The 14,696-nt window shown below is 65.1% G+C and carries 12 protein-coding genes and 2 riboswitches; of the genes, 3 read left to right on the top strand and 9 right to left on the bottom strand.

Features of this window, described 5'->3' with window-relative positions:
- Window positions 1-55 precede the first annotated feature (55 nt).
- Both ACNJYB_RS24735 and ACNJYB_RS24730 read left to right on the top strand, forming a co-directional pair.
- Window positions 56-664: a 2-hydroxychromene-2-carboxylate isomerase gene (locus ACNJYB_RS24735; protein ID WP_439369020.1), complete on the top strand. Its 609-nt coding sequence runs from the start codon at window positions 56-58 to the stop codon at window positions 662-664.
- Window positions 664-1,641 carry an NADPH:quinone oxidoreductase family protein gene (locus tag ACNJYB_RS24730; protein WP_439369018.1) on the top strand — a complete coding sequence of 326 codons (978 nt, stop codon included), beginning with the start codon at window positions 664-666 and terminating at the stop codon, window positions 1,639-1,641. Before ACNJYB_RS24735 ends, ACNJYB_RS24730 begins: the two co-directional genes overlap by 1 nt.
- Window positions 1,642-1,739: 98 nt before the next feature.
- Here ACNJYB_RS24730 and ACNJYB_RS24725 read toward each other — a convergent pair whose 3' ends face one another.
- The 9 genes from ACNJYB_RS24725 to ACNJYB_RS24685 all read right to left on the bottom strand — a co-directional run bounded on the left by ACNJYB_RS24725 (window position 1,740) and on the right by ACNJYB_RS24685 (window position 12,765).
- Entirely contained in the window at window positions 1,740-2,630 is an 891-nt protein-coding gene (locus tag ACNJYB_RS24725) for a crotonase/enoyl-CoA hydratase family protein (RefSeq protein ID WP_439369016.1), read from the bottom strand.
- A 172-nt stretch (window positions 2,631-2,802) separates the two neighbouring features.
- The gene (locus ACNJYB_RS24720) at window positions 2,803-4,224 is read right to left on the bottom strand and encodes an amidase (protein ID WP_439369014.1); all 1,422 of its coding nucleotides are present in this window, start codon (window positions 4,222-4,224) and stop codon (window positions 2,803-2,805) included.
- 2 nt (window positions 4,225-4,226) lie between these two features.
- Window positions 4,227-5,390: a M20 aminoacylase family protein gene (locus ACNJYB_RS24715; RefSeq protein ID WP_283025492.1), complete on the bottom strand. Its 1,164-nt coding sequence runs from the start codon at window positions 5,388-5,390 to the stop codon at window positions 4,227-4,229.
- A 13-nt stretch (window positions 5,391-5,403) separates the two neighbouring features.
- Window positions 5,404-5,940, bottom strand: coding sequence for an MlrC C-terminal domain-containing protein (locus tag ACNJYB_RS24710; RefSeq protein WP_439369013.1), 537 nt, complete (start codon window positions 5,938-5,940; stop codon window positions 5,404-5,406).
- Window positions 5,941-6,150: 210 nt separating this feature from the next.
- Window positions 6,151-7,800: an ABC transporter ATP-binding protein gene (locus tag ACNJYB_RS24705; protein WP_439369011.1), complete on the bottom strand. Its 1,650-nt coding sequence runs from the start codon at window positions 7,798-7,800 to the stop codon at window positions 6,151-6,153.
- 127 nt (window positions 7,801-7,927) lie between these two features.
- Entirely contained in the window at window positions 7,928-8,815 is an 888-nt protein-coding gene (locus ACNJYB_RS24700) for an ABC transporter permease (protein WP_018647026.1), read from the bottom strand.
- 17 nt (window positions 8,816-8,832) lie between these two features.
- Window positions 8,833-9,774 (bottom strand): ABC transporter permease, encoded by a 942-nt coding sequence (locus tag ACNJYB_RS24695; protein WP_439369008.1) that lies wholly within the window; start codon window positions 9,772-9,774, stop codon window positions 8,833-8,835.
- A 182-nt stretch (window positions 9,775-9,956) separates the two neighbouring features.
- Window positions 9,957-11,258: a D-amino acid dehydrogenase gene (locus ACNJYB_RS24690; RefSeq protein WP_439369006.1), complete on the bottom strand. Its 1,302-nt coding sequence runs from the start codon at window positions 11,256-11,258 to the stop codon at window positions 9,957-9,959.
- A gap of 65 nt (window positions 11,259-11,323) precedes the next feature.
- A riboswitch (glycine riboswitch) is annotated at window positions 11,324-11,433 on the bottom strand.
- A 1-nt stretch (window position 11,434) separates the two neighbouring features.
- A riboswitch (glycine riboswitch) is annotated at window positions 11,435-11,539 on the bottom strand.
- Between the two features lie 95 nt (window positions 11,540-11,634).
- Window positions 11,635-12,765, bottom strand: coding sequence for a M20/M25/M40 family metallo-hydrolase (locus tag ACNJYB_RS24685; RefSeq protein ID WP_439369005.1), 1,131 nt, complete (start codon window positions 12,763-12,765; stop codon window positions 11,635-11,637).
- Between the two features lie 267 nt (window positions 12,766-13,032).
- On the opposite strand from ACNJYB_RS24685, the gene ACNJYB_RS24680 reads away from it, so the two are divergent.
- Window positions 13,033-14,640 carry an ABC transporter substrate-binding protein gene (locus ACNJYB_RS24680; protein ID WP_439369004.1) on the top strand — a complete coding sequence of 536 codons (1,608 nt, stop codon included), beginning with the start codon at window positions 13,033-13,035 and terminating at the stop codon, window positions 14,638-14,640.
- The last annotated feature ends 56 nt before the right edge of the window (window positions 14,641-14,696 follow it).

Raw genomic sequence — 14,696 nt, 5'->3', positions numbered from 1 at the left:
CTTCGCTGCGCTCGCAATGACGAGGTGAGCGCGACTAACGTAACAAGGAGACGCCATGATCGAATTCTTCTTCGACTGTTCCAGCCCCTGGACCTATCTCGCCTTCCACAACATCCAGCCGCTGGCGAAAGAGCTCGGCGCCGAGATCGTCTGGCGGCCGATCCTGGTCGGCGGCATCTTCAACACGGTCAACCCCAGCGTCTACGCGCAACGCGAGAAGCCGGTGCCGCTGAAGGCGCGCTACATGAAAAAGGATCTCGCCGACTGGGCGCGCTCGGCGGGCCTGTCGATCAAGATGCCGCCGACGGTGTTTCCGGTGAACAGCGTCAAGGCGATGCGCGGCTGCATCTGGCTCGGAAAGGACATGGTGCCGTTCGCAACCGCCGTGTTCGAGGCCTATTGGGGCGACGACAAGGACATCTCGCAGGACACGGTGCTGGCCGAGATCTGCAGGAAGGTGGGCATCGACGCGCAGAAGTTCCTTGCCGGCATTTCCGAGCAGGGCATCAAGGACCAACTCAAGGCCAATACGGAGGAGGTCGTGGCGCGCGGCGGCTTCGGTTCGCCGACGGTCTTCGTCAACAAGACCGACATGTACTTTGGTAACGACCGCCTGCCGCTGATCCGTGAGGCACTTCAGCGCAGCAAGGCGAGCGCGGCCTGATGGTGCGCGCTGTCGTCTGCCGCGCGCTTGGTGCGCCCGAGACCTTGCGGCTGGAGGAGTTTCCGTCGCGCGCGCTGAAGCCGGGCGAGGTGCGCGTCGCCATCCGCGCCGCAGGCTTGAATTTTCCCGACGTGCTGATGGCGGCCGGTGAATATCAGCTCAAGCCCGAGCTGCCATTCACGCCTGGCATGGAAGCTGCCGGCGATGTCACCGAGGTCGGCGCGGAGGCGAGGGGCGTTGCCGTCGGGGACAAGGTCATCGTCAAGATGCGCCATGGCGCCTTCACCGATGAAGCCGTGGTGACGCCGGCGCAGCTCACGCCTAAGCCGTCCACGTTCGACTACGCGGAGGCTGCGGCCTATCTGGCCGGTCATGGCACCGCCTATCATGCGCTGATCGATCGCGGCCGGGTCGAGCCGGGTGAGGTGCTGCTGGTGCACGGCGCCGGCGGCGGTGTCGGCCTTGCCGCCGTCGAGATCGGCAAAATGCTGGGCGCAACCGTGGTCGCGACGGCTTCGAGTGACGAGAAGCTCGCGATCGCGAAATCGCGCGGCGCTGATCATCTCGTGCGCTACGACCGCGAGCCGTTCCGCGATGCCGTCAAGCGCATCACCGATGGCCGCGGCGCCGATGTCGTCTTCGATCCCGTCGGCGGGCAGGTTTTCGAAGACTCGATGCGCTGCATCGCCTGGGGCGCACGGCTATTGGTGATCGGCTTCACCGGCGGCATCGGCTCGGCCAGGACCAATCTCTTGCTGATCAAGGGCGCAAGCGTGCTCGGCGTGCGCGCCGGCGAAGCGGTGCGGAAGAACCCTGCGCTCGGCGAGGTCCGCCTGAAGGCGCTTTTGCAATGGGCCGAGGAGGGCAAGCTGCGCCCCAACGTCTCGCACCGATTGCCGCTGGAAGATTATGCAAAAGCGATGCGGCTGCTGATCGAGCGCAAGGCGATCGGGCGTGTGGCGCTGGTGATGGAGTGACGGTGCCGTAGGATGGCAAAGCCAAGCGAGCCCACCATTGCCAATGTTGAAAGATGGTGGGCACGGCGCAAGGGCGCCTTTGCCCACCCTTGAGAGCGTCACTTATAGTCCCGCTCCGTCCACCACGGGAAATAGTCCGGCATGTCCGTCGAGACCTTGTTCTTGAACTGTGCGGGACGCTTCTCCAGGAATGACACCACGCCTTCCTTCACGTCCTCAGAGCGACCGCGCGCATAGATGCCGCGGCTGTCGACCTTGTGGGCTTCCATGGGATCGTCGGCGCCCATCATGCGCCACATCATCTGGCGGATGAGTGCCACCGATACCGGCGCGGTCTTGGCCGTGAACTCTTTTGCCAATGCACGTGCGGTGGGAAGCAGATCGTCCGGCGCAACGACCTTGCTGACGAGGCGGGCGGCGAGAGCTTCCTGCGCCGGGAAGACGCGTCCCGAATAGCACCATTCCAGCGCCTGCGAGATGCCGACGATGCGCGGCAGGAACCAGCTCGAGGCCGCCTCCGGCACGATGCCGCGCTGGGAGAACACGAAGCCGAAGCGTGCAGCCTCCGAGGCGATACGGATGTCCATCGCGAGCTGCATGGTGACGCCGATGCCGACCGCGGGGCCGTTCACCGCTGCGATGACGGGCTTGAGGCACTTGAAGATGCGCAACGTCACCTGGCCGCCGCCGTCGCGGACCTGCGGGTCGCTGTAGTCGACCTTGCCGTCGGCAAAACGCTTGACGGGCCCGCGCCGGGCGTCGCGATCGAACGTGTCGGCGCCCGACGACAGATCGGCGCCCGCGCAAAAACCGCGGCCGGCGCCGGTGACGATGATGGCGCGGACATTGTCGTCCTTGTCGGCGGCGTCGAACGCGTCGATCAGCTCTGCTTGCATCTGCGCGTTGAAGGCGTTGAGCTTGTCGGGCCGGTTCAGCGTGATGGTGAGGATCTGCTCGGCGACCTCGTACTTGATCGTCTCATACGCCATGGTGGTTTCCTTCCTTTGGTTTTTCGCTGCGCAGATGGCAGGGTTCGAGTTTTCTTTACCCTGCCCTGGAGGCCCTCCAGAGGAGGGTAAGCAAGAGGCTCCGCATGCTACCTGTCTCAGGTCATTCGGGCTTGCGCCTAAAGGGCGCGCTTCCCCGGATGACGAGAGCGTCTTACTGCCCTGGCGGCTTCGGCCAGGGCCGCTGCGCGCCGCGCAGGCCTTCAAATGCCTTGGCCATGCCGAGCACGCCGATGTCGTCGAAGCGGCGGCCGACGATCTGCACGCCGATTGGAAAACCCTTGGCGTCGAAACCGCCGTTGATCGAGACCGCCGGGTTCTCCGACATATTCCACGGCACGGTATAGCAGATGTGCTCGAACGGCTTCAGGGGATCGTTGGTCGGCGAGGCCCACTCCGCCGGATAGTTCACGTTCGGGGCGGTCGGCGAGATCACGTAGTCGAGCTCGCAGAACAGCTTTGACGCCGCCGCGCGGATCGCCATGGTCTGGTTGAAGCCGCGGATGACATCCACGCCTGAGAGCTTCGCGCCGGACTCGCCCCATATGAAGATATAGGGCAGCACCTTGGCCTGCTCGGCCGGCGTCAGCTTCGACAGATCGTCCCACATCCGGGCGCGCCAGAAATTGTCGAGGCCGTCGAGCATCTCGCGGGTGAGGATGCCGTCGACTTCGGTCACGACGCTGCCTGCGGATTCAAATGCCTTCGCGGCCTTCACCGCGACCTCGCGCACCGGCTTCTCCAAGGGCAGGCCGCAGCCGGGATCGAGCATCAGGCCGATGCGCAGTTTTCGTGGAGATTTTTCCAAGCCCTTCCAGTTCAGCGGCTCGGCCGGCAGGCTCATGCCGTCGCGCCGGTCGGGCTTGGCGATCGCGCTCATCATCAGCGCGCAATCATCGACGGTGCGGGTCATGGGACCGGCGACACGGCCGACATAGGTGGGATCGATCGGCACGCGGCCAAAGCTCGGCTTCAGGCCGACGAGGCCGCACCAGCCTGCGGGCAGGCGAATCGAGCCGCCGATATCGGTGCCGAGATGCAGGGGACCATAGCCGGCCGCGGCCGCGGCGCCAGCGCCCGCGCTGGAGCCGCCCGGATTCTTGCTGAGGTCCCAGGGGTTGCGCGCGAGCGCGTGGAAGCTGGAGAGCCCGGACGACAGCATGCCGTAATCGGGCATGGTGGTCTTCGCGAAGATGACTGCGCCGGCCTCGCGCAGCCGCGCGGCGGGCGGTGCGTCCCTCTCGGCCGGCACCAGCTTGACGCTGGCCGCGCCCAGCGGCACCGGCACGCCCTTGGTCGCGATGTTGTCCTTCACCGTGACAGGCACGCCGTCGAGCGGGCCAGAGGGCTCGCCGCCGGTCCAGCGCGCGGTCGAGGCCTTTGCGGCCTCGCGCGCGGCGTCGGGGTCGAACGCATAGAGCGCCTTCAGATGCGGTTCCCACGCGGCGACGTGCGCGAACACGTCCTCCAGCACCTCGCTCGGCGAGAACTGTTTCGCGCGATAGCCCGCGATCAGGTCGACCGCGGACAGATCGTGCAGTGAGGTGACCGCTTCCTCAGGGGTCTTCTTGTGCATTGCTAGCTCACCGGCATGCGCGTCTCGATGATCCGGGCGAACATGCTGGCGCCGATCGGCAGGATCTTGTCGTCGAGCACGAAGCCGGGATTGTGCACCGGCACCGATCCGTCATGGCCGACCCAGAAATAGGCGCCGGGAATGGTCTGCAGCATGTCGGCGAAATCCTCGCTGCCCATCTTCGGTTGGGCCCGGGTGATCACGTTGGCGGGATCGACGATGGTGCGCGCGACCTCCTCGACCACCTTGGACTGCTCGACCTGGTTGACCAGCACGCCGAACGTGTCGCGGATGTCGGCTTCGATCGTGCACTGATACGCGGCCGCGATGCCGGCGCAGATCGTGCGGATGCGTTCGGCGATCAGGGCGCGGACTTCATTCGAGAAGGTACGGATGGTGCCGCAGAGATGGGCTTCGCCAGGGATGACGTTGTAGGCGGAACCCGCATGGATCTGGGTGATCGAGATGACCGCGGCCTGCAGCGGCTCGACGTTGCGGCTGACGATGGTCTGGATCGCCTGCGCCAACGTGGTCGCGATGATCACCGCGTCCTTGGAGCGCTCGGGCATCGCACCATGGGCACCGTAGCCGGTGATGCGGAGGTCGAAGAAGTCGGCACTGGCCATCGCCGGGCCGGGCAGGATCGCGATCTCGCCGTGGTTGAGATCGGGCGCGTTGTGCAGGCCGTAGAGCTCGTCGCAGGGAAACTTCTCGAACAGGCCGTCCTTGATCATCGCGCGGGCGCCCCCGAGGCCTTCCTCGGCCGGCTGGAAGATCAGATGCACGGTGCCGTCGAAGTTCCTGGTCTCGGCGAGATAGCGCGCGGTGCCGAGCAGCATGGTCGTGTGGCCGTCATGACCGCAGCCGTGGAAGCGGCCGGGGATCTTCGAGCTCCATTTCAGATTGGTGTTCTCTTCCATCGGCAGCGCGTCCATGTCGGCGCGCAGGCCGATGCGCTTGCCGCCCGAACCCTTGCCCTTGATGACGCCGATCACGCCGGTGCCGCCGAGACCGCGATGCACCTCGATGCCCCAGCTCTTCAGCTTGTCGGCGACGATGCCGGAGGTGCGGACTTCCTCGAAGCCGATCTCGGGATGGGCGTGAAGGTCGCGCCTGATGGCGGTGAGTTCGTCGGCGTAGCCGTCGATGCGGTCGATTGTGGGCATGTGTCCTGTCCGGTTAGCGTGAAGGAGGATTGAAAACGGGTCCGTTCGGCTTGATGCGGATGCCTGGATGCAGCCGCGTCCAGGGGAGGGATCCAGTGTCGGCCGGCATCGCGCCGGGCGCGGCGCAGATCATCAGCTTCTCTGCGATCGGCTCGAAATCGGCGCGGAAGTGCACCGAGCTCTTGTTGACGAGGATCTTCTCCTGCGTCGGCTCGATGCCGACATAGCGGTACATCGCCTGATCGGCGAGCTGCGCCTTGTGCGAGGAGACGACGACGCGGACGTTGTCGATGCGCAAGGCCGCGGAGGGACCCATCTCCATCGGGCTCGCGCCGCAGGCAATGGTCGGGATGAGTTCCCAGCCGTTCGCCTCGGCGCTGTCGACGAAACCGGCAAGGCCGACATTGATGCGGCGCATGACCTTCAGGACATCGGCACCTTCGGTCATGGCCGGCCAGCCGCCGCCATGCTGGAAGTCCGCGAAGGTCGCCTTGGTCGGGGCGAAGGTGTTGGTCTCGTGCAGGAAGCCGCCGACGGCGATACGTGTCATCAATTCCAGTCCCAGACAAAGAATGCCGCGACGTTACCCGCCTTTGCGGCAAGCGCAAGCAAGGCAGACAATCGCGCCACGCATGGCCTCAAGCTGTTTTGGGAATGCTTGCAGCGGTCGCCGTCATTGCGAGTGCAGCGATGCAATCCAGAATCTTTCCGCGGCGGCAGAGTGGAGCTTCGCTTCGTTCGCAATGACGGAGTATGCGGATCAAGCCGTGGCCGCCACGCCTTCCGCCACCGGCCGGAAGTTCGCGAAATCCCAGTTACGCCCCGGCGCCGCATCCAGCAGCGCCTTGGTGTAGGCCTCCCTCGGATGCGTCAGCACCTCTGCGGCGGGGCCCTGTTCGACGACGCGGCCGTGCTGCATCACCACGACCTCATCGCAGATTTGGGCTGCGACGCGCAGATCATGAGTGATGAACAGGATGGCGATGCCGAGCCGATTCTGGATCTCGTCGAGCAGTTCCAGCACCTGCGCCTGCACCGAGACGTCGAGCGCGGAGACTGCTTCGTCCGCGACCAGCACGTCCGGGTCGAGCGCAAGCGCGCGCGCGATCGCAATGCGCTGGCGCTGGCCACCGGAGAACTGGTGCGGATAGCGTGACACCGCATCGGCCGGCAGGCCGACAAGCTCGAGCAGCTCGCGGGCGCGCTTCATCGCGTCGGCATGCGAGGTGCCGTAATTGATCGGGCCTTCGGCGATGCTCTCCCCGACGGTGACGCGCGGGTTGAGCGAGCGGTAGGGATCCTGGAACACGATCTGGATCTTCTGCCGGTGCGGCTGCAGCAGGCGGCGCGAGACGTCGGCGATCTCGCGGCCGGCGAGGCGTACCCCGCCGGAGGTCGGGTCGATCAGGCGCACGATGCAGCGCGCCACCGTCGACTTGCCCGAGCCGCTTTCGCCGACGATGCCGAGCGTGCGGCCCTTGCGCAGCGTGAGCGTGACCTTGTCGGCGGCAACGACTTCGCGGCCCTTGCCGAAGAACGCGCGCTCCTTGTAGACCTTGCTGAGCTCGTTGGCCTCGAGCACCACGGGCTCGCGGCTCTCCTCGCGGGGCGGCCGCGGCAACAGGCTCGGCACCGAGGCGAGCAGGTTGCGGGTGTACTCCATGGTCGGATTGCGCAGCACGGTCTCGAGCGGGCCGGTTTCGACGAGGCGGCCCTGCCGCATCACCGCGACGCGGTCGGCGATCTCGGCGACGACACCCATGTCATGCGTGATGAACAGCACGGCGGTGCCGTGGTCGCGCTGGAGGTCGCGGATCAGGGTCAGGATCTGCTTCTGCGTGGTGACGTCGAGCGCGGTGGTCGGCTCGTCCGCGATCAGCAGCTTCGGTTCCAGCACCAATGCCATCGCGATCATGATGCGCTGGCGCTGGCCGCCGGAGAGACGGTGCGGGTAGGAGGCGAAGATGCGCTCGACCTGAGGCAGGCGAACCTGCTCCATCATGTCGAGGATGCGCCTCTTGCGCGCCCTCGCATCGAGCTTGGTGTGGGCGCGCAGCACCTCGTCGATCTGCCGGCCGACCGGCACCACCGGATTGAGCGCGGTCATCGGCTCCTGGAAGATCATGGCCATCTGCGTCGCGCGGAGCTGGCGCAGGCGGCGGTCGGTCGCGGTGAGCAGCTCCTCGCCGACCAGCTTGACGCTGCCGGAGGTCGGTACCAGCGTGCCCTTCGGCAAGAGGCCCATCGTGGTGAGCGAGGTCACCGACTTGCCCGAGCCGCTTTCGCCGACGAGGCACAGCGTCTCGCGCTCGTGCACCTGGATCGAGATGCCGTCGATGATGTTCGCGCCCTTCGGCTTCTTGCCGACGGAGACGACGAGGTTGTTGATGTCGAGAACGGGGTTGGTCATCAGGTCACTCCGTCGTCATTGCGAGGCGCGAAGCGACGAAGCAATCCAGAATCTTTCCGCGGAGGCAGACTGGATTGCTTCGCTTCGCCCGCAATGACGGAACAAGGGGATGGGCCGGCGAAACAAATCACTTCCCTTCCCGTTGCTTCATGCGGGGATCGAGGGCGTCACGGGCGGCGTCGCCGATCAGGTTGATGCTGAGGATGGCGATCGAAAGCAAAAGGCCCGGCCAGAAGATCAGCGAGGGCTTGATCTGGAAGTACTGGCGGCCCTCGGCCATGATGTTGCCCCAGGTCGGCGTCTCCGGCGAGATGCCGGCGCCGAGGAAGGAGAGGATCGCCTCGGTGAGGATCGCGGAGGCGCAGACATAGGTGCCCTGGACGATCAGCGGCGCGATCGTGTTCGGCATCAGGTGCCGCCACATGATCTTCGGCAGGCTGGAGCCGACCGAGATCGCGGCCTCGACGTAAGGCTCCTCGCGCGCCGACAGCACGACCGAGCGGACCAGGCGCGCCACGCGCGGAATCTCGGGGATCGTGATCGCGATCAGCACGGTCCAGATGCTGGCTCCGGACAGCGAGACCACCGCGATCGCGAGCAGGATGCTCGGCATCGCCATCAGGCCGTCCATGATGCGCATCATCACGGAATCGACCAGCTTGAAGAAGCCGGAGACGAGGCCGATCGAAAGGCCGATGACGATCGACAGGATCGCCGAGCCGATGCCGATCAGCAGCGAGATGCGGCCGCCATAGACCACACGCGACAACAGGTCGCGTCCGTAGGCGTCGGTGCCGAGCAGGAATTGCGCCGAGGCCGGCTTCAATCGCTGCGACGGTGCGAGCTGGATCGGATCATGCGGGGCGATCAGCGGCGCGAGGATCGAGATCACCACGATCAGGGCGAGCAGGAACGTCGCCGTCGCGATGATCGGCGTCGAGGTGAGGAATCCGAAGCGCGGCCGCAGCGGCGACGTGATCGGAATGGACGACTGGGGAAGGGTATCGACCGACATTTGTTCTTGTCCTTGCCTCAGTACCGGATCCGGGGATCGAGCAGGGTATAGGCGACGTCGATGAGAAGATTGACGACGACGTAGATCAGCGACGTCAGCAGGATCATCGCCTGGATCACCGGATAGTCGCGCGCCAGCACCGCATCGACGGTGAGGCGCCCGATGCCGGGGATGTTGAACACGCTTTCGGTGACGACGACGCCGGAGATCAGCAGCGCAAAGCCGGTGCCGATCACGGTGATCACGGGCACGGCGGCGTTGCGCAGCGCATGCCGCATCATCACGGCGACTTCGTTGATGCCTTTCGCACGCGCGGTGCGGACATAGTCCTCGCCCAGAACGTCGAGCATCGCCGCGCGCGTCATGCGCGCGATCAGCGCGATGTAGATGAAGGACAGCGCGCAGGTCGGCAGGATCATGCGCTCGAAGAACGGACCGAAGCCGTTGAAGATGCTGCGGAAGCCCTGCACCGGTACCCAGCGCAGATCGATCGCGAAGATCTCGATCAGGACATAGCCGACCACGAACACCGGCACCGAGAAGCCGAGCACCGACAGCCCCATGACGAAGCGGTCGATCCAGGTGCCGTGCTTCCACGCGGCGATCACGCCCAAGGGGACTGCGACGACGACGGCGAGGATGATGGTGCACAGCGCGATCGAGATCGACGGCTCGACGCGCTGGCCGATCATCTTCATCACCGGCAGGTTGGAGATCAGCGACGTTCCGAGGTCGCCGTGCAGCAGCTTGTTCACCCAGGTGATGAACTGCACGATCAGGGGCTCGTTGAGGCCGAGCGATTCGCGGATCCGCTCGAGCCGTTCGGGCGTGGCATTGTCGCCGGCGAGGATCGCGGCGGGATCGCCCGGCGTCAGCCGCAACAGCAGGAACACGAACAGCGCGACGACGCCCATCACGGGCACCGCAGCCAGAACGCGGCGAATGAGATAACCTAGCATGCACCTATCTCCGGCTGCGGAACTTGCGGGGCCCTGGGCCGCCCGTGGATTCGAACGTGTCTATCATGCGCGCCTGTCACTCGGGCTGGGAAAGCCGGCCGGAGATGCCGGTCTTTCGGGGCAAATTGTGTGCCAAGGGCAAGGCGGTCGCAAGAGGCCGCCCAGCGCCCGATTGGAACCAGTCAGGATGCATGACGCAGCTCGCGCTCAACCCCAAGTGACGGCACGGTCGGCGGCGCATTGAGCCCACGCCAGCTGTCGATGGTCCCGGCAATCATCTGCGCGGTCGCGGCCGACAGGGTCCAGCCGAGATGGCCGTGGCCGGTATTGAAGAACACGCCCGGTATCCTCCCTGCGCGCACCACCGGCATCATGTTCGGCATCATCGGGCGCAGCCCGGCCCAGGGCACGACGCGCGACGTTTCGATGGCGGGAAAGTTGCTGCGGACCCAGTCGACCAGCGGCTGCACGCGGTCCGCTCGGATATCGCGATTGAAGTCGTTGAACTCGGCCGTGCCGGCCACCCGAAAACGATCTGCGCCGAGCCGGCTGGTGACGATCTTGGCGGCTTCGTCGAGCAGGCTCACGGTCGGCGTCGCGTTGCGGCTCTCGGCAGTGTCGAGCTGCACGGTGATCGAGTAGCCCTTCACGGGATAGACGTTGATGCGATCGTCGAGGAGGGCGGCGAAGTGGCGGCTGGCGACGCCGGCGCAGACCACGACCCCGTCCGCCTTCAGCATGCCGCGCGCGGAGGCGAGGGCATCGCTTGCAGCAAGATCGGCCCAGCCGAGCACGAAGCCGCTGCCGGCGCGCGCGATTGAATCGATATGGGCTTCGTGGATGAAGGTCGCGCCGCGCCGCTTGCAGGCGTCCGCAAGTCCGCGGGTGAACTTGTGGATATCGCCGGTCGCATCCGACGGCGTGTAGAAGCCGCCATAGTACGCTTTGCGCAGCGTCGGCTCGATCGCGCGGATCTCCTCCGACGTGACCGGACGGCGATCGAGGCCACCTTCCTGCAGCAGCGCGTTGACGCGCAGGCCGGACTCGAAACCGGTCTTGTCGTGATAGATGTGGAGGATGCCGCGGAGCTCGAGATCGAAGTCGATGCCTTCGCGATCCGCGATCTCGAACAAATGCTTGCGGGCTTCGATCGCGAGCCGGGTGGTCTCGATCGTGTTGGCGCGGTAGTTGCCGATGTTGGCGACGAACTCGCTCATCCACGAATATTTGTGCCAGTTCGGCCGCGGGTTCATCAGCAGCGGCGCATCGCGCCGGAACATCCAGCGCAGGCCCTTCAGGATCGTCGCGGTGCTGTTCCACACTTCGGCATTGCTGGCCGAGAGTTGTCCGCCATTGGCGAACGATGTCTCCATCGCGGCGTAACGGTGCTTGTCGAGGACCGTTACTCTGTAGCCGCGTTCGAGCAGGGCATAGGCGGTCGTCACGCCGGTGATGCCGGCGCCGATGATGGCGATATGGGTCATGGCAGGTTCGGGGCTCCCGTGAGTTAGGATAGGCTGACCGCCGGCCAAAGGCCGTTGGCGGCGCCCCATCTGTCACGGGTACCTGAGAGCTTGATCCGCTGCGGATCACGCAACGGACGATCCCCTTCGGTGGACGTCACGATTGCCTGAAATCGCGTCGCCTCTCTCCAGATTGTCCTGACGACACAGTCCTTTTGCCTGAGAGTTTCCGGGGCGGTTGCTCCGTCGGCGCCGCAACGAAAGCCGAAAACCTTCGCCGCGATCTCTCCCGCATCGTCGCGCGGACCATCGAGCAGTACGATACGCCTCATTTTTAGACAAGGCTAAATTTAGACCGCACCTGCCAATGCATTGTGCAGTGCGAAGTTGATTCAACTTACTCCAGCGTCGCGAGCAATCCCGCCATCAGGCGCCCGCGTTCGACGAGGCTATCAACCTCGATGAACTCCTCCAGCGTGTGGCCGTTGCCGCCGCGCACACCGAGGCCGTCGAGAGTCGGAATGCCCATCGCACCGGTGAAATTGCCGTCGGAGCCGCCGCCGGAACTCGCATGGGGTAATTCCGCGCCGAGGGATTTGGCGATGCCGCGCGCCTTATCATACAGCGCCATGGTGCCAGCATCCGGCTCCCACACCGGCCGCGTCACGCCGCGCGTGACCTTGAAGGTGACGTCGTTGTTGGTGCCCGAGAGTGCCAGCATCCGCTCGACGCCGCGGTCGAGATCGGCCTGGCGCTTGGCCATCGGCAGCGCCTCGCCGGTCGCGGTCGTGGCAACGCAATTGACCCATTGTCCGCCATGCACGACGCCGACCGAGAAGGTGCAGTCCTCCGTCGTCATCGCGTCGATTGCGAGAATCTGCCGCGCCATTTCGCGGATCGCCGAACGTCCCGCCGACAGCGTCGCGCCGGCGTGGCTCGGCCGTCCCGTCGCCTCCAGATTGAAACGTGCAATGGCGTAACGTCCGGTGGTGACGCCGTTGTCGGCGCGGCCGGGCTCGGGCACCAGCACGTATTTGTTGCGCGCGGCTTCCGCTTCGATGATGTCGCGGGTCGAAGGGGTGCCGACTTCTTCATCCGGCGTGAACAGCACGGTGATCGGCAGCGGCGTCGTGAACGATGCGCGCGCCAGCTGCCGGATCGCTTCCAGCGAGAGATAATTGCCGCCTTTCATGTCGTAGATGCCGGGGCCGTAGCACCTGCCGCCCTCGCGCCGCCATTTCAGCTTCTCGATGGTGCCGACGGGGTGGACGGTATCCATGTGACCGGCGATCAGGATCCCCGGCTCGCCCTGTTTCGGATGCGGAAAGCGCGCGCGGATCACGCCGCCAAAACCCTGACGACCGGCGATGCGCTCGATCGTCGCACCCATGATCGCCATGTCCCGCGCTGCGATATCGAGCATGCGGTTCACCGCGTTCGCGTCCCAGGTCGGGCTCTCGCATTCCACCCAGGTGCGCAGGCCCGCGAGCATGGCCTCGGAATCGAAGGGAAGATTGGCTGGATTCATTTCAATGTCTCTCAAGCTGCGAAAGATGGAACGCGCATTGCATCGGCGCGGCAGGACAAGTGGAGAGCGTTGTAGAGCCAAACCGATGTTTGTGGAGCCCGTGCGCGCGCCGCGAGGGCTTGCGACGAAACCGGATTGACGCGCTCAACACTGTCTGCAAGTCTCGAAAAGATAAAGGCATTGCATGAGGTTAGTTCGCCCAAGGAACGAACCGGATGCTCAACCAATAACCTGCCTTTGACCAGTTTCACGTCAGGAGAAACTTTTATGTCCAACTTCATGCGCCGGGGGCCTCGCGCGTTCACCTCCAAACTTGCGCTGTCGGTCGTCGCGCTTTCAACCGCACTGGCCTCGCCGGTGCTTGCGGCCGGCAAGACCCTCACCGCGGTGATGCATTCCGACCTTCGCATCATCGACCCGATCTTCACCACGGCCTACATCACGCGTGACCACGGCTACATGGTCTACGACACGCTGGTGGCCACCGATTCGAATTTCAAGATCCAGCCGCAGATGGCGGACTGGAAGATCTCCGACGACAAGCTTACCTACACCTTCACGCTGCGCGACGGCCTGAAGTGGCACGATGGCGCGCCCGTGACGGCGGAAGACTGCGTCGCCTCGCTCAAGCGCTGGGCGGCGGTCGACGGCATGGGCCAGAAGCTCTGGGACTTCACCGCGAGCCTCGAGGCGACCGATGCCAAGACCATCACGCTGAAGCTGAAGGAGCCCTACGGCCTCGTCCTCGACTCCATCGGCAAGCCGTCCTCGCGCGTCGCCTTCATGATGCCGAAGCGTCTTGCCGAGACACCGCCGGACAAGCAGATCCCCGAGCAGATCGGCTCGGGCCCCTTCAAGTTCGTGCAGGGCGAATTCCAGCCCGGCGTGAAGGCGGTCTATGTCAAGAACACCGATTACGTGCCGCGCAAGGAGCCGGCGAGCTGGACTTCCGGCGGCAAGGTGGTGAAGGTCGACCGCGTCGAGTGGATCACGATGCCGGACTCGCAGACCGCGGTGAACGCGCTGCAGTCGGGCGACATCGACTTCATGGAAAATCTTCCCTACGACATGCTGCCGGTGCTGGAAGCGAACAAGGAACTCACGATCGAGGTCTCCAACAAGTTCGGCTTCCAGACGCTCGGTCGGATGAACTTCCTCTATCCGCCGTTCGACAACGTGAAGGTGCGCCGTGCTGCTTTGCTGGCGATGAACCAGAAGGACGTTCTCGACGCGCTCGTCGGCAACACCAAGTACCAGAAGATCTGCGGCGCGTTCTTCGTCTGCGACACCCCGTTCGCGACCGAAATCGGCGCCGAAACCCTGGTGAAGGGCAACGGCATGGCAGAGGCCAAGAAGGCGCTCGCCGAGTCCGGCTATGACGGCACCCCGGTTGTGGTGATGGCTCCTGGCGACGTCACGACGCTCAAGGCGCAGCCGATCGTGGCGGCCCAGCTGCTGCGCGAGGCCGGCTTCAAGGTCGACCTGCAGGCAACCGACTGGCAGACGGTGGTGAGCCGCCGGGCCAGCCAGAAGCCGCCGAAGGAGGGCGGCTGGAACATGTTCTTCACCAACTGGGTCGCGGCCGACGTCTCCAACCCGATCGCCAATCTGTCGATCGGCGGCCAGGGCAAGAAGGGCTGGTTCGGCTGGGCGGAAGACGCCAAGATCGAGCAGCTCAAGGACGCCTTCGTCCGCGCCTCCTCGGTCGACGAGCAGAAGAAGATCGCAGCCGACATCCAGAAGGAAGCCTATGAGCAGGTGATCTACATCCCGCTCGGGCAGTATCTGCTGCCGAGCGGCTGGCGCAAATCGCTCACCGGCGTGCTCGACGGTCCGGCAACGCCGCTGTTCTGGAACGTCGACAAGGCGGAGTAAGGCGAGGGCGCTTCTCGCGCCTTTCGCTTCGACCATCGCGCGGCGCCGCCGTCATC

The organism is Bradyrhizobium sp. SMVTL-02, from assembly GCF_051853005.1.
In the GTDB taxonomy this organism is placed as follows: domain Bacteria; phylum Pseudomonadota; class Alphaproteobacteria; order Rhizobiales; family Xanthobacteraceae; genus Bradyrhizobium.
This window is presented reverse-complemented; position numbering and strand designations above follow the sequence as displayed.

Bases quoted from the DNA above. Each gene is read 5' to 3' on its own strand.
- ACNJYB_RS24735 (WP_439369020.1), top strand. From the start codon at position 56: ATGATCGAATTCTTCTTCGACTGTTCCAGCCCCTGGACCTATCTCGCC.
- ACNJYB_RS24730 (WP_439369018.1), top strand. From the start codon at position 664: ATGGTGCGCGCTGTCGTCTGCCGCGCGCTTGGTGCGCCCGAGACCTTG.
- ACNJYB_RS24725 (WP_439369016.1), bottom strand. From the start codon at position 2,630: ATGGCGTATGAGACGATCAAGTACGAGGTCGCCGAGCAGATCCTCACC.
- ACNJYB_RS24720 (WP_439369014.1), bottom strand. From the start codon at position 4,224: ATGCACAAGAAGACCCCTGAGGAAGCGGTCACCTCACTGCACGATCTG.
- ACNJYB_RS24715 (WP_283025492.1), bottom strand. From the start codon at position 5,390: ATGCCCACAATCGACCGCATCGACGGCTACGCCGACGAACTCACCGCC.
- ACNJYB_RS24710 (WP_439369013.1), bottom strand. From the start codon at position 5,940: ATGACACGTATCGCCGTCGGCGGCTTCCTGCACGAGACCAACACCTTC.
- ACNJYB_RS24705 (WP_439369011.1), bottom strand. From the start codon at position 7,800: ATGACCAACCCCGTTCTCGACATCAACAACCTCGTCGTCTCCGTCGGC.
- ACNJYB_RS24700 (WP_018647026.1), bottom strand. From the start codon at position 8,815: ATGTCGGTCGATACCCTTCCCCAGTCGTCCATTCCGATCACGTCGCCG.
- ACNJYB_RS24695 (WP_439369008.1), bottom strand. From the start codon at position 9,774: ATGCTAGGTTATCTCATTCGCCGCGTTCTGGCTGCGGTGCCCGTGATG.
- ACNJYB_RS24690 (WP_439369006.1), bottom strand. From the start codon at position 11,258: ATGACCCATATCGCCATCATCGGCGCCGGCATCACCGGCGTGACGACC.
- ACNJYB_RS24685 (WP_439369005.1), bottom strand. From the start codon at position 12,765: ATGAATCCAGCCAATCTTCCCTTCGATTCCGAGGCCATGCTCGCGGGC.
- ACNJYB_RS24680 (WP_439369004.1), top strand. From the start codon at position 13,033: ATGTCCAACTTCATGCGCCGGGGGCCTCGCGCGTTCACCTCCAAACTT.